The organism is Spirosoma horti (genome assembly GCF_054776595.1).
The window spans coordinates 826,299-840,108 of record NZ_BAAHBQ010000001.1; the positions used below are offsets into that span (position 1 = coordinate 826,299).

General features: G+C 51.0%; 13 protein-coding genes. 11 read left to right on the top strand and 2 right to left on the bottom strand.

Translation table 11 applies throughout. From position 1 onward, the window contains the following. From ACYVAM_RS03415 to ACYVAM_RS03455, 9 genes are all read left to right on the top strand, one after another. On the top strand, nt 1-669 hold the full coding sequence (locus tag ACYVAM_RS03415; RefSeq protein WP_461063914.1) for a beta/alpha barrel domain-containing protein: 669 nt from the start codon (nt 1-3) through the stop codon (nt 667-669). Beyond that, nucleotides 666-1,985, top strand: a complete 1,320-nt coding sequence (locus tag ACYVAM_RS03420) for an MFS transporter (RefSeq protein ID WP_461063916.1) — start codon at nt 666-668, stop codon at nt 1,983-1,985. The genes ACYVAM_RS03415 and ACYVAM_RS03420 overlap by 4 nt, the downstream gene beginning before the upstream one ends. A gap of 376 nt (nt 1,986-2,361) precedes the next feature. Then, on the top strand, nt 2,362-3,063 hold the full coding sequence (locus ACYVAM_RS03425; RefSeq protein ID WP_461063918.1) for an NUDIX hydrolase: 702 nt from the start codon (nt 2,362-2,364) through the stop codon (nt 3,061-3,063). A 149-nt stretch (nt 3,064-3,212) separates the two neighbouring features. Beyond that, nucleotides 3,213-4,847 (top strand): ribulokinase, encoded by a 1,635-nt coding sequence (locus ACYVAM_RS03430; RefSeq protein WP_461064223.1) that lies wholly within the window; start codon nt 3,213-3,215, stop codon nt 4,845-4,847. Nucleotides 4,848-4,972: 125 nt separating this feature from the next. After that, a complete protein-coding gene (araA, locus tag ACYVAM_RS03435) occupies nt 4,973-6,463 on the top strand; it encodes an L-arabinose isomerase (protein ID WP_461063920.1) in 1,491 nt (496 codons plus the stop codon). 68 nt (nt 6,464-6,531) lie between these two features. Further along, on the top strand, nt 6,532-8,073 hold the full coding sequence (locus tag ACYVAM_RS03440; RefSeq protein ID WP_461063922.1) for an alpha-N-arabinofuranosidase: 1,542 nt from the start codon (nt 6,532-6,534) through the stop codon (nt 8,071-8,073). 79 nt (nt 8,074-8,152) lie between these two features. After that, nucleotides 8,153-8,851, top strand: a complete 699-nt coding sequence (locus ACYVAM_RS03445; protein WP_461063924.1) for an L-ribulose-5-phosphate 4-epimerase — start codon at nt 8,153-8,155, stop codon at nt 8,849-8,851. Nucleotides 8,852-9,012: 161 nt separating this feature from the next. Further along, nucleotides 9,013-10,176: an aldose epimerase family protein gene (locus ACYVAM_RS03450; RefSeq protein ID WP_461063926.1), complete on the top strand. Its 1,164-nt coding sequence runs from the start codon at nt 9,013-9,015 to the stop codon at nt 10,174-10,176. Between the two features lie 147 nt (nt 10,177-10,323). Beyond that, nucleotides 10,324-11,130, top strand: a complete 807-nt coding sequence (locus tag ACYVAM_RS03455; protein WP_461063928.1) for a class I SAM-dependent methyltransferase — start codon at nt 10,324-10,326, stop codon at nt 11,128-11,130. A gap of 106 nt (nt 11,131-11,236) precedes the next feature. Here ACYVAM_RS03455 and ACYVAM_RS03460 read toward each other — a convergent pair whose 3' ends face one another. After that, nucleotides 11,237-11,497, bottom strand: coding sequence for a hypothetical protein (locus tag ACYVAM_RS03460; RefSeq protein ID WP_461063930.1), 261 nt, complete (start codon nt 11,495-11,497; stop codon nt 11,237-11,239). A gap of 502 nt (nt 11,498-11,999) precedes the next feature. After that, nucleotides 12,000-12,398, bottom strand: coding sequence for a hypothetical protein (locus tag ACYVAM_RS03465; protein ID WP_461063932.1), 399 nt, complete (start codon nt 12,396-12,398; stop codon nt 12,000-12,002). Nucleotides 12,399-12,767: 369 nt separating this feature from the next. Between ACYVAM_RS03465 and ACYVAM_RS03470 the strand changes: the two genes are divergently transcribed. Continuing rightward, on the top strand, nt 12,768-13,013 hold the full coding sequence (locus ACYVAM_RS03470) for a hypothetical protein (RefSeq protein WP_461063934.1): 246 nt from the start codon (nt 12,768-12,770) through the stop codon (nt 13,011-13,013). 94 nt (nt 13,014-13,107) lie between these two features. Then, a complete protein-coding gene (locus ACYVAM_RS03475) occupies nt 13,108-13,620 on the top strand; it encodes a hypothetical protein (protein WP_461063936.1) in 513 nt (170 codons plus the stop codon). The last annotated feature ends 190 nt before the right edge of the window (nt 13,621-13,810 follow it).

Below are 13,810 nucleotides of genomic sequence, written 5' to 3' on the forward strand. Positions count from 1 at the left end.
ATGTCAGCATTCACTCCCGATAAAATCCTTGACCTGATTAGTAGTCACCCGATTGTACCGGTCTTTTACCATCCCGACGGGGCTCATGCGCAGGCCATTGTCCAGGCTTGTTACGATGGTGGGTTACGGGCGTTTGAGTTTACGAACCGGGGCGAGATGGCCCTGTCTGTTTTCACGGGCTTAATTCAGTATGTCCGCCAGAACTGCCCCGATATGGCCATGGGCATCGGTACGATCCTAACGCCCGAAGACGCCGAACGGTTTCTGGATGCGGGCGCTGACTTTGTGGTCCAACCCGTTACCACGGCTGCAGTAGGCGAGGTTTGCCGGGCGCGGGGCGTCTCCTGGATGCCAGCAGGTTCGACCTTGAATGAGATTTACCAGGCAACACAACTGGGGGCCGATCTGGTTAAAGTATTTCCGGGAAATGTTGTCGGGCCCGATTTCATCAAAGCCATTAAAGGGCCAATGCCCGGCCTGAAACTAATGGTAACGGGAGGTGTGGAGCCCACCATTGATAGCTTGTCGGCCTGGTTCCGATCGGGCGTCACGGCCGTTGGGATAGGCTCTCAACTCTTTTCCGGTCAGGCGGCATCGCCCGATGCTCTACGTGACCGAATCGCATCTTTGGTTAAGCTTGTGGCCACTTTGATACCGACGCCCGTATGAACAAACCCCTCGGAAATTATCGCTGGACCATCGTAGCGCTTCTCTTTTTTGCGACGACCATCAACTACCTCGACCGGCAAGTGGTCGGCTTGCTTAAACCAACCTTAGAGAAAGAATTTGCCTGGTCGGAGCTGGATTATAGCCGAATTGTGCAGGTTTTTTCGGCGGCTTATGCCATTGGGCTGCTCGTCTTCGGTCGCTTCATCGATCGCATCGGCACCAAAATGGGCTACTCCATCGCCATTATTTTCTGGAGTATAGCGGCTATGGGCCACGCCCTGGCAACCAGCACCCTTGGCTTTATCTTTGCGCGCATAGGGCTGGGATTAGGCGAAGCGGGTAACTTTCCGGCGGCCATCAAAACAGTAGCCGAATGGTTTCCGAAAAAGGAACGGGCGTTGGCAACGGGCATTTTTAATTCGGGTGCCAATATCGGCGCGGTCGTTGCGCCGATTCTCGTCCCCTGGATCTTAGGCATTTATGGCTGGCAGATGGCTTTCATTGTGACGGGAGCCGTTGGGTTTATCTGGCTGGTGGTCTGGTACATTACCTACGAAATACCCGCCAAGCAGGCCAAACTCTCCAAAGCCGAATTCGACTATATACACAGCGACAACGAAACCACACCTGATGAGGTAGCTGACCACGGCAAACCCGTATCCTGGGGCGAGTTGCTGAGTGTTCGCCAAACGTGGGCATTCGTTTTTGGCAAGATGCTCACAGACCCCATCTGGTGGTTTTTTCTCTTCTGGCTACAGGATTATTTCTCGACTACCTTCCACCTCGATACCAAGAAGCCGAATCTATATCTGGCAGTACTTTACACGCTGGTCAGTATTGGCAGCATCGGCGGTGGGTACCTATCATCAGCGCTCATTAACCGGGGCTGGAGCGTCTGGAAGGCACGCAAAACGTCCATGCTCATTTTCGCCCTTTTGGTCATTCCGGTCATCGCCGTTCGCTTCGGTCCCGACATCTGGACAACGGTAGCGCTGATTGGTTTGGCGGGAGCTGCCCACCAGGCCTGGAGCGCCAACATCTTCACGACAGCTTCCGACATGTTTCCCAAGCGGGCCGTTAGTTCCGTTGTAGGGATTGGGAGCATGGCCGGATCGGTTGGCGGGATCATTTTCCCCGAAATTGTCGGTCGGATTCTGGATAGCTATAAACGAGCTGGTGATGTGCAGAGTGGCTACGGCATTATTTTTCTGATGTGCGGCTCGGCTTATTTGTTAGCCTGGCTGGTTATGCACCTGCTGGCCCCGAAAATGCAACCCGTAACGCTGGGACAGCCCGAATCGGAGCCTGTAGCATAGTGGCGCTGGCTTCCGGGCCGCCCGTGCAGTAGGCCAGTTCCTCATTTTTTGGCCGCGTAGCAATTGGACGACGTATGAGTTCGATCGCTACGCGACCAAAAGAATAGCGACAAAGGCCGATCTTACAAACATTTGATCGCTACGCGACCGAAAAAGGTGGGTGCATACACTAGTGTCTTAACGGTCTACCTAACCAAATGGTACGGCCTTGCCGTTACCTCCCGGTTGCCTAATACAAAATAAATTCTGCCTTATGCCATCAGTAAGTTTTACGACTAAACTATTTATAGCTATTAGCAGGTACATCGTTCCGGCCTGTTCATTGCCTTTATTTGACGTGATGGGCTAGCAGGCACCTCTCCTTCAACAATAGCGAATGATCCACTACACACATCCCAATCGAATCCTGGTTGCCCTGGACTGTATCATCTTTGGGTACGATGGCGAACAACTGAAATTACTGATCATCAAACGCAACATGGAACCCGAACAGGGCCGGTGGTCGCTGATGGGTGGATTTTTGCATGATAATGAAGACTTGGAATCGGCGGCCCAGCGTATTCTATATGACCTGACGGGCCTGACCAACACCTATCTTGAACAGTTGCAGACGTTTGGGGCCGTAGCCCGCGATCCAGTTGAGCGAACCATATCGGTTGTTTATTACTCTCTGGTCAATATTCAGGATCAGGACATCCAGGCTATCCGGGGCCATAATGCTTCCTGGGTCAATCTGGAGGAGAAACCCAACCTGATTTTCGACCATGACACGATGGTTGAGCAGGCGCTTCGCCGATTGCGTTACAAAGCCGCTCTGCACGCAATCGGTTTTGAACTCCTGCCCGAAAAATTTACGATTCCACAGCTTCAAAAATTGTATGAGGCCATCTATATCCGACAACTTGACCGCCGAAACTTCAGTCGGAAAATCCTGTCAACTGATCTGCTGATCGGTACGGGCGAAAAAGACACGACGTCGGTAACCAAGAAAGGACAACTGTATCGGTTAAACACAATTAAGTACCAGGAATACCTGACCGATTACGTTAGTTTCTTCCCTGAACTGACCCTTTCCTGAAGATTTAAGAAGATAATCACGTTTTGTCATGGAAATAGTCAAAATTTCCAGTAGTATTGTGTCAGTTAAACACCATTCTCAAAAACCTTTTCGATTCAATGATCCGATCTGATAAACCTATTCGTCAGCATCAGGAATCTAATCCAGCCATGAACAACTCGTATGTTATCGGTATCGATTTTGGCAGCGACTCCGTCAGAGCACTCGTAGTCAACGCCCAAACCGGCGAAACAAGTGGCACCCACGTCCATGAATACACCCGCTGGAAACAAGGTTTATACTGCGATCCGGCTAGTTCGCAATTTCGGCAGCACCCGCTCGACTACCTGGAAGGGCTGACCGAAACGATCAATGGGGCTTTAGCGGGAGTTTCCGACGAGATTCGGAAACAGGTCGTCGGTATATCCATCGACACGACGGGCTCCACACCTGGTCCGGTAGACGAAACAGGTCTGCCATTAGCGCTGCGGCCCGATTTCGCCGAGAATCCAAATGGCATGTTCATTCTGTGGAAAGACCATACTGCCAACGCCGAAGCGGAAGAAATCAATACCCTGGCGCACCACTGGGATGTCGACTACACTAAATATGTAGGCGGAATTTACTCGTCGGAGTGGTTTTGGGCCAAGATTCTGCGGACGTTGCGGGTAGACGAAGCCGTTCGGCAACACGCCTTCTCCTGGGTTGAACACTGCGACTGGGTTTCAGCCGTGCTCACGGGGAATACGAACCCGCTTACCATTCGCCGGTCACGGTGTGCGGCTGGCCATAAAGCGCTCTGGCATAATGAATTCAATGGATTACCATCCGACGAATTTCTAACCAGACTCGACCCGTTACTCAGTGGTTTACGGGAGCATCTGTTCACGGATACCTACACATCGGACCTACCCATGGGCAATCTCTCGGCCGAATGGGCGGAAAAGCTGGGCCTTTCCACGAATGTCGTTGTGGGCGTAGGCGCCTTCGATGCACACATGGGCGCCATTGGGGCGGAAATTGAACCATATGCGTTTGTCCGGATCATTGGTACGTCGACGTGTGACATTCTGATGGCTCCCAATGACGAAATCGGGCACCGACTAATTCGGGGCATTTGCGGGCAGGTCGACGGCTCGGTGGCTCCGGGGATGCTGGGTCTGGAAGCGGGCCAGTCGGCCTTTGGCGATCTGTATGCGTGGTTTGCCGGGCTGATTACAGGACCCGTCCGCGAACTGCTGGGCCACGAAGCCGCCGACACCATGAGCCGTCAGCTGATTCCGCATCTATCGGCGCAGGCCGCTAAATTACCGGTTACGCCGACGGATGTTATTGCGCTGGACTGGATCAATGGTCGCCGGACACCCGACGCGAATCACACGCTCAAAGCAGCCATTTCGGGGCTTAATCTTGGTACCGATGCGGCTAAAGTGTTCAAAGCGCTCGTGGAAGCAACGGCCTTCGGTTCGCGGAGCATCGTGGATCGTTTTGTTGAGGAAGGCGTCCCGATCAAAAAGGTAATTGCCATTGGCGGAGTCGCCAAAAAATCGGCTTTTGTTATGCAAACGCTGGCTGATGTATTGAATAAGCCTATTCAGGTTGCCAGTGCCGATCAGGCCTGTGCACTGGGGGCCGCCATGTGTGCCTCGGTAGCGGCTGGTGTCCATCCGACTATGGAAGCGGCTCAGCAAGCTATGGGTTCCGGCTTCGACGCCGAATACCACCCCCGGCCAGCGCATGTGGCGACGTATGAAGTGCTTTATCAAAAATACCTGGCTCTGGGCGCCTTTATCGAAGGGAAATGAGTAACGGTAGTGCTGTCAGCCGGGTCGCCGGCCGTCCGCGGCTGCGGTGCGATTCTTAAAACTGACACCATATGAAACGTCAGCTTTAGGTAACTGACGATATATACAAAATACATTTTTCAATAATGCTTGATCTGAAACAATTTGAAATTTGGTTCGTAACGGGGAGCCAGCATCTATACGGCGAAGAGACGTTGCGTCAGGTAGCGGACCATTCGCAAATCATTGCACAATCGTTCGATAAGTCGCCGACCATTCCGGTGCGGGTTGTTTATAAACCCGTTGTTAAAACGCCGGATGAGATTTATGCCCTCTGCCAGGAGGCTAATGTAGCGCCAAATTGTGTAGGTATTATCACCTGGATGCATACGTTCTCGCCCGCTAAGATGTGGATTCGTGGCTTGTCTGTCCTTAAGAAGCCACTTCTCCACCTGCATACGCAGTTCAATCGTGACATTCCCTGGAGTTCTATTGACATGGATTTTATGAACCTCAACCAGTCGGCCCATGGCGACCGGGAGTTTGGGTTCATTATGTCCCGTATGCGCCTGAATCGAAAGATTGTTGTTGGTTATTGGGAGCAGGACGATGTGCTAGCTAAACTAGCCGACTGGAGTCGGGTAGCGGTAGCCGCCTACGAGCTGAAAACCATGAAAGTGGTGCGCTTTGGCGACAACATGCGCCAGGTAGCCGTTACGGATGGCGATAAGGTGGCGGCTGAAATAACCTTCGGCATGTCAGTCAATACCCACGGTATTGGCGATCTGGTAGCCGTTATCAATCAAATATCCGACGCGGAGATTGACCAGTTGGTGACCGAATATGCGGATACCTACACGCTCATGGATTCGCTGCTGCGTGGCGGGGCTCAGCACGGCTCGCTGCGGGACGCGGCAAAGATCGAACTGGGCTTACGGGCCTTCCTGAAAGATGGTAATTTCTCCGCGTTCACAGACACCTTCGAGGACCTCCACGGTATGACCCAACTACCTGGCATTGCGGCTCAACGGCTGATGGCCGATGGGTATGGCTTTGCGGGCGAAGGCGACTGGAAAACGGCGGCTATGGTCCGTACACTGAAAGTAATGGCGGCTGGTCTTCGTGGTGGCAATTCGTTCATGGAAGATTACACCTATCATTTTGATCCGTCGAACCCGCTGGTACTGGGTTCGCACATGCTGGAAATATGCCCATCCATTGCCGCCGACAAACCCAGCTGTGAAATTCACCCGCTGGGTATTGGCGGTAAAGCGGACCCTGTTCGGCTGGTGTTCAACGCGCCTGCTGGCCCGGCCATCAATGTGTCGTTGATCGACATGGGCAATCGCTTCCGTCTGCTTGTCAACGAAGTAGAGGCTGTTGCCGTAACCGAATCACTGCCAAAATTACCCGTAGCCCGCGCGTTGTGGAAACCCATGCCCGACATGCAGACGGGTTGTGCGGCCTGGATACTAGCCGGGGGCGCTCACCATACAGTGTACAGCCAAAACCTCACGACGGATCATATCGAGGACTTCGCCGATATTTTTGGTGTCGAGTTAGTCGTCATTGATCAGAATACCAACCTTCGCCAGTTGAAAAACGAACTGCGCTGGAGTGAGGTGTATTATAAATAAATCGCGTGTCGTTGATAGGGCGACTGTTTTCGTTCGTGCTATTAACGCTTCTTCCCCTTACCATCCTCATGAAAAAACAACTCCTTACCCTTGCGTTTGCCTGTTTTGCCCTTGGCGCATCGGCGCAGAACAAGGTGACGATCAATGCCGGTGACGGAAAAACGGTCATCAGTAAACACATTTATGGCCATTTCGCCGAACACCTGGGGCGAAGTATTTATGATGGCTTTTACGTAGGCGAAAACAACACGAAGATACCCAACAAGAATGGCGTTCGACTCGACGTTGTCAGCGCCCTGAAAAAACTTAAAATCCCGAATCTCCGCTGGCCGGGTGGCTGTTTTGCCGACACCTACCATTGGAAAGATGGCATCGGACCGAAAGCAAAACGGCCCAAGATCGTCAATACCTGGTGGGGGGGCGTTACGGAAGATAACAGCTTCGGTACTCACGACTTCCTGAATATGTGCGAACTACTGGGGACTGAGCCCTATCTGGCAGGAAACGTGGGGAGTGGAACCGTACAGGAATTGTCGGAATGGGTCCAGTATGTCAACTTCGAGAAGAACAGCCCTATGGCTAACCTGCGGCAGCAAAATGGCCGACAGATACCCTGGAATGTCAAATATTGGGGGGTAGCCAACGAAGCCTGGGGCTGCGGAGGCAACATGAAACCCGATTATTATGCCAACCTGTATCGTCAGTACAGCACCTTCATGAACCCTGTCGTAGGTAAAGGGAAAATTTTCCGAATCGCATCGGGAGCCAGCGACAATGATTACAACTGGACCGAAACACTCATGAAGAATATTCCTGCCAATATGATGGAAGGGCTGGCCATGCACCACTACTCGGTACTGTCGTGGGGCGAAGGTAAGAAAAGCTCCGCCACGCAGTTCTCGGACCAGGAATACTTCAAAACGATGCAGCAGGCGTTGTTAATGGACGAACTGATCGAGAAGCATTCGGCCGTTATGGACAAGTATGACCCGGAGAAAAAAATTGCGCTGATCGTCGATGAATGGGGCGGTTGGTATAACGTTGAACCGGGCACGAATCCGGGCTTTTTGTATCAGCAAAACACCATGCGCGATGCTGTACTGGCTGGTGCAACGCTCAACATTTTCCACAAACATGCCGAACGCGTTCGCATGGCGAATCTGGCGCAGGCCATCAACGTGTTGCAGGCGGTCATTCTGACCAAAGGCGACAAAATATTGCTGACGCCTACGTACCACGTTCTGGAAATGTACAATGTGCACCAGGACGCGACCCTACTGCCGGTGAGTGTCAAATCCGACGATTTTACGTTTGAGAAAGACAAGCTCCCTGCCGTTTCGGTCTCGGCCTCCCGCGACAAAGCTGGTAAGATTCACGTTTCGCTCGTCAACATCGACCCAACCAAACCGCAGAACATTTCGGTAGACTTGAATGGCCTGAAAGCGGCTGGCGTAACCGGACGAATTCTAACGTCTGCCAACGTACGCGATCATAACACCTTCGAGAACCTCACCAAAATCAAACCAGCCGCTTTTACGGGTGCCAAATTGACCGGCGATAACTTAACGGTAACGCTGCCCCCGGTATCGGTGGTCGTGCTGGAGCTTTAAAAGGTGAAAGAGTGAAAGAGTGCTAAAACTCGCGCCAGCCTTTCACTCTTTCGTTCTTTCACTCATTCGCTCTTTAATCATGTACAAGACGCTAAAAGAAGAATGTTACGAGGCCAACATGCAGCTCCCTAAGCTGGGGCTTGTGCTGTTTACGTTTGGCAATGTCAGTGCGGTGGATCGGGATCGGGCGGTATTTGCCATCAAGCCCAGCGGAGTGCCGTATGAGAAACTAACGGCTGAAGACATTGTGATCTGCGATTACGAGGGGAACGTGGTCGACGGGCAATTGCGGCCTTCATCGGATACGAAAACCCATGCGTTGCTCTATAAAACCTGGCACACCATCGGCGGTATTGCGCATACGCACAGCACCCACGCCGTTGCCTGGGCTCAGGCGGGTATGGACATCCCGATTTTTGGAACGACCCACGCCGATCATACCCACCAGGATATTCCGTGTGCCCCTGCCCTCACCGACGAGATGATTCAGGGAGACTACGAACACGAAACGGGCCACCAGATCTTCAACTGCTTCGCGCAGAAAGGATTAGTGAATACCGAAATGGAAATGGTACTGCTACAAAATCACGGCCCGTTTACCTGGGGAAAATCCGCCGAAAAAGCGGTGTACAACTCAGCCGTTCTGGAAGAGCTGGCGCGCATGGCCTACCTCACGCTCCAGATCAACCCCAATACACCCCGCATCAAGGATACCCTACGGCTCAAACATTACGAGCGAAAACACGGAAAAAACGCGTACTACGGGCAAGGTTGCTAATCGCTATAGTATGAATACCCGCAACTATTCTTTACGTAGAGAAATGTCCTACAGTTCGAACTGTCCGGGTGTTCGCCGGTTAAACCAGATAGTAAAAACACAATATATCTCGTTTAGACCAACGTATTGCTCCGGTAAAATCCTTAAATCTTAATCGTTCAATGAAGCTTCTGCCTCAACTCTTATCGCTGGCCCTGTTAACAAGTTGTTTAACTATGACCTCCTGCTCCTCTAAAAAAGAAGACCAATCCGACGAAAAAAAGCCGGGTATCGAGAAAACAGCCTACGGTAAATTACCTGATGGCCGGGAAGCCGACCTGTATACGCTGACCAATGCGTCGGGCATGACGGCCCAGATAACGAACTACGGCGGTATCATCGTAGGGCTGAAAACACCCGACAAAGACGGTAAATTTGAAGACGTTACGCTGGGGCTCGACTCGCTCTCTTCCTACGTAAAAAACAATCCGTTTTTTGGGGCTCTGGTTGGCCGATATGGGAACCGGATTGCCAAAGGGAAATTCACGCTCGAAGGCAAGACCTATAATCTGTTCATCAACAATATGGGCAACCACCTGCACGGTGGTAAAGTAGGCTTCGATAAAGTTCTCTGGACAGCCACGCCGGTAGAGGGCGACGAACCTAGCCTGAAATTAGCCTACACCGCCAAAGATGGGGAGGAAGGCTACCCAGGTAATCTGTCGGTTGAAGTCACGTATACGTTGCAGAAAGACAACGCGCTCAAGATCGACTACAAGGCCACAACCGACAAACCCACGGTTGTGAACCTGACTAACCACACCTATTTCAACCTGACGGGTGGTGCCAAGCGCGATATTCTCGACCACGTTGTAACCCTCAACGCAGACAAGTTCATTGCCGTCGACCAAACCCTGATTCCGACGGGCGAACTGAAGCCGGTAGCGGGCACGCCGTTCGATTTTCTGAAGCCAACGGTGGTAGGATCTCGCATTAACGACTCGACCGATACCCAGATCAAATATGGTGGCGGGTATGACCACGGCTGGGTTCTGAACGGTCCGGCGAACGAGCTGAAACTGGCGGCAACGGTATATGAACCCACCAGCGGACGGGTTATGGAGGTTCGCACCACCGAACCGGCCGTGCAGTTTTATACCGGCAATTTCCTGAATGGGCAGGTAGTGGGTCGGGAAGGATTCGCGTATAAGAAACGCTATGCGCTCTGTCTGGAAACCGAACATTATCCGGATTCCCCTAACCATCCGGCCTTCCCAACCACCGAGTTGAAACCTGGTCAAACGTACAAGACCACGACCATTTATCAATTCTCGACAAAAAAGTAATAGCATAACCAATTTTTAACCGCAGAGGCACAACGAACACGGAGAATGCCCCTCAGGCAACAATCCTCTGTGTTCGTTGTGCCTCTGTGGTTAAAAATTGTTCATTTTAGGGCGTGTTAGCACGCCCTGTTTTTATTTCCCTTATTTATGGCTGATCAATACATTACAGACCGGGCCAAGATGCCGGTTGCGTACAATCCCGTTCTGGAGCGCAGAACCGTCGAGAACGCGAACCGAAATCTGCTCACCTATTTGCGACCGGGCCTGACGGTACTCGACGTGGGTTGCGGTTCGGGGGCTATTACGCGCAGCATTGCCGAGAAAACCGGGCCTTCGGGTCGTGTACTGGGTATCGATCCGAGTCCAACCCTGATTGAGCAGGCTAAGCAACAGGCTAGTACGATACCTGGCCTATCCTTTCAGCAAGCTGACGTATACACATTTGACACAACTGAGCGCTTCGATCTGGTAACCTGCGCCCGTACGTTGCAATGGCTGGCCCGGCCCGAGGCTGCCCTTATCACTATGAAGCGGCTTGTCAAACCAGGTGGCCATTTGGCCATACTTGACTTCAACCACGAAAAAATCACGTGGACACCAGAACCACCTGAAGCGATGCAACTCTTCTATGATGCCTTTCTACGCTGGCGTCAGGATGCAGGTTTCGACAATGCCATTGCCGACAACCTTACCGAGCTGATGCACCGCATCGGTTTTCCAACGGTGCAGGTAACCGAACAGTTTGAACGAACCCAGAAAAGCGAACCTGACTTTGGCATCGCCAGCCGTTTATGGTCCGAAGTAGCCGAGTTGCGCGGTCCCCAATTGGTGGATGCCGGGTACATTACCGAAAGCCAGCGCCAGCAAGCCATTACGGATTATGATCACTGGATTGCAACCGTTGGAGAATCGATGACGGTCTATTTATTAGCCGTTGACGCGCAGCAAGCTTGATAATCCTTTTCTGCCTCGCGGCAAGAAAACCATTTTTGCTCATCGGGATAATCGATGGTCCATTCAGCTACACGAAACGAATGCGTAGTCAATATAATGCAGCCTATTAAATGGACTGGTCAAGCTGAACGAGGTTCATGGTGCCTCGGTTAGGGATTAACTGGTAAGAACTGGTAAACGTAGTTATACGAATCAACCGGCTGGTCTGTTTGTCACAGCACATCTCCACGTAAAAATCGTTAAATCGGTAAAGGTGATGAATAGAGCGGTTATCGGTCCATTTAGTCAGGTGTACGCCCCATAAAAATAAAGCTCCCTGTTTAATTAGCAAGGGTTTCAAGTTATAGGCTTCGCGAGTAATATACATTGATCAGAAATTAATATAAATGACCCAATGGATCATTTATGTACGAAAAGAATAGGCAAACCAGCATACTTCTGGCCAGGCGCTGGCAGCCGTTTTAAACCTGTCTGGCTCCGTAAGACAGGCCAATCAAGTCAACTTGTCAACGATCAGGAACTACATAAAATCGTTGAGTTAGTAAAGGGTAAGTTAACAAACTAACGTCTTGCTGAAAAGGTATCCTAAAACCGACCGTAGACAAAGTGTGTACATCTCGACTAACTTATTGATTAGTAGACGTATAACTTTGTACGAAAAAGCGAACGAACCAAGTACGAATAAGTCATCCTTGAACTGGGCTATTACTTATTTGTTCCGCTACGATTCCTCGAATCTATTCATGTGCCTTTAGTAACCGGCCAAGTTGCCTGATAGGCGATTCGCTACAACTCCATTTTGTTTATGCCACAAAGGGCAGCCACTCTTTCGAATGGCTGCCCTTTGTGAGACAGGTTAGTTGTTGGCTTTAGTTAATGGCTACCAGGCGACTGGGGGCGCTGGGCTGCGGGGTAGACAACGTCACCGAATAGGTCGTCAATTCTACTCCGTTGTTCATTTGAACTTTGTAATCGCCGTCGGGCAGGTCACTCAGCGTCAGGCGAAGACGAGCCACCGTTTCTTTTTTGGCGACCCGCTGAGCAAACAGCACTTTACCGGCTGCATTCACCAGTTGAATATCGACCGCACCCGTCGCTTCTTTGTCGACGGCGATTTGAAGTTTGCCTTCTGCCGTGGTGTACATTCCCGTTTTGTAGCTGGCCACCGTGGCAGGGCGTCCACCAGGATTGGTGTCCGCAAATGAAGCCTGGAACGTAGCGATGGTTAAGGAAAAGGCAATGACGAGGGGATTAATGAGCGCTTTCATGATCTATGTGTTTTGTGATTAATGATCTGTTTTGATAGATCAAAGGTCGGCACACAGCAGAGGAAGCCCTGTCACAAATGAGTCAATCGCTGATACTTTTGAGAATAGATGCGCTGTCCCTCCTGCTACACCTTTTCTTACGGAAATCTTATCCGCATCAATCCACTCCGCGACCGGCTTCCTGTACCAGATCGATCAAAGAAGACCCATCATTTAGTGGATTGAGTTTACGTTGCATTCATGTGACTAAATACGGCCGTATATAGCATTAACAGGACAGTCAGGCTATTTGCGAGAGTTGGCTGGCATACAAATGGCTAATATAGATTCGTCAAATCATTTGGTATCATTCAATAGCCTCACCTGCGTATGCGACAATTATTGTTACTCCTCGGTCTGTTTACGGCAGCTATACTCGGCTTAGCGCTCTATTTTGTCACATTTGTGGATTGCGTTCACGACTATCAAACAGGCATGTTTGTCAGCCAGCCTACAAAAACTGGCCTGGAAACAGCAGGTCTGCTTCTTTACTCATGGCTAGGTCTGAAATTTCTCAAATGGCGACTTATGCACCAGCCTCGTCCGATCAACAAGGCTAATAACTCCGATTTATAGGTAGCCTTTGGATACCCTTCACCCTTTCTGCACACCTGTTGATCACGGTATTCGACCGATTGTGCCATCCAGTACTTTTCACTTCTCTGAACGAATGAGATCCGTTTCCTATTTGTCAATTCACTACTGGTTGACCCTCTTATTTCTGCCTCTTTTGCCTGCAGTGAAAGCCCAGCCAGTTGCTTTTGAGGGTGCTAATGTCATTGTCATCACCACTGACCTAGCCGATAAGGAAGCTTACCTTACGATCAGCCAGGTATTGATGGAACAGAATATTCCAATCGAGGTTGCCAGTAACTGTTTACAGATAAGCGTCCCCCTCAAATCGACTCCGTATTCCTCGTCAGCAGAGCCACTACTGATCAGCCAGTTATCAGTCCATGCTGGTCTGGTCAAATTAACCGGCACCATACAGATGGCCCCATCTATTAAGAAAAGTACCGGACTGGCTTCTAAAAAAGTCATTCAGGCATCGTACCACAAAGAAAAAAGTAAATCAGCCCTCTCCCGGCTGGGCTTTCTTTACCTCAACGACTTAGCGCAAAAGCTTCATCCCGCCCTGCATGGCGTCATCAGTTATAAGGTTCAACCCATACCGATGGACTAACCGCTTATGAACCAATACTGCGAAAACCGTCGACTGGGGTATCAATCATTTTAAGTTATTTTACCTATTTATCAAACGCCTTCCAGCCACACTACAGGGAGAAATCTCAAGCTGTGCTTACAGAACCGTATATCGTTAGCCAGGCTAAAACCCATACGCCGAGCCGCCCGGCTCCCATTTCTCCAGCCCC

Excerpts from the sequence above, each read along its gene's own strand:
- araA (WP_461063920.1), top strand. The coding sequence starts at position 4,973 with ATGCTTGATCTGAAACAATTTGAAATTTGGTTCGTAACGGGGAGCCAG.
- ACYVAM_RS03425 (WP_461063918.1), top strand. The coding sequence starts at position 2,362 with ATGATCCACTACACACATCCCAATCGAATCCTGGTTGCCCTGGACTGT.
- ACYVAM_RS03445 (WP_461063924.1), top strand. The coding sequence starts at position 8,153 with ATGTACAAGACGCTAAAAGAAGAATGTTACGAGGCCAACATGCAGCTC.
- ACYVAM_RS03415 (WP_461063914.1), top strand. The coding sequence starts at position 1 with ATGTCAGCATTCACTCCCGATAAAATCCTTGACCTGATTAGTAGTCAC.
- ACYVAM_RS03465 (WP_461063932.1), bottom strand. The coding sequence starts at position 12,398 with ATGAAAGCGCTCATTAATCCCCTCGTCATTGCCTTTTCCTTAACCATC.
- ACYVAM_RS03450 (WP_461063926.1), top strand. The coding sequence starts at position 9,013 with ATGAAGCTTCTGCCTCAACTCTTATCGCTGGCCCTGTTAACAAGTTGT.
- ACYVAM_RS03475 (WP_461063936.1), top strand. The coding sequence starts at position 13,108 with ATGAGATCCGTTTCCTATTTGTCAATTCACTACTGGTTGACCCTCTTA.
- ACYVAM_RS03420 (WP_461063916.1), top strand. The coding sequence starts at position 666 with ATGAACAAACCCCTCGGAAATTATCGCTGGACCATCGTAGCGCTTCTC.
- ACYVAM_RS03470 (WP_461063934.1), top strand. The coding sequence starts at position 12,768 with ATGCGACAATTATTGTTACTCCTCGGTCTGTTTACGGCAGCTATACTC.
- ACYVAM_RS03440 (WP_461063922.1), top strand. The coding sequence starts at position 6,532 with ATGAAAAAACAACTCCTTACCCTTGCGTTTGCCTGTTTTGCCCTTGGC.
- ACYVAM_RS03430 (WP_461064223.1), top strand. The coding sequence starts at position 3,213 with ATGAACAACTCGTATGTTATCGGTATCGATTTTGGCAGCGACTCCGTC.
- ACYVAM_RS03455 (WP_461063928.1), top strand. The coding sequence starts at position 10,324 with ATGGCTGATCAATACATTACAGACCGGGCCAAGATGCCGGTTGCGTAC.
- ACYVAM_RS03460 (WP_461063930.1), bottom strand. The coding sequence starts at position 11,497 with ATGTATATTACTCGCGAAGCCTATAACTTGAAACCCTTGCTAATTAAA.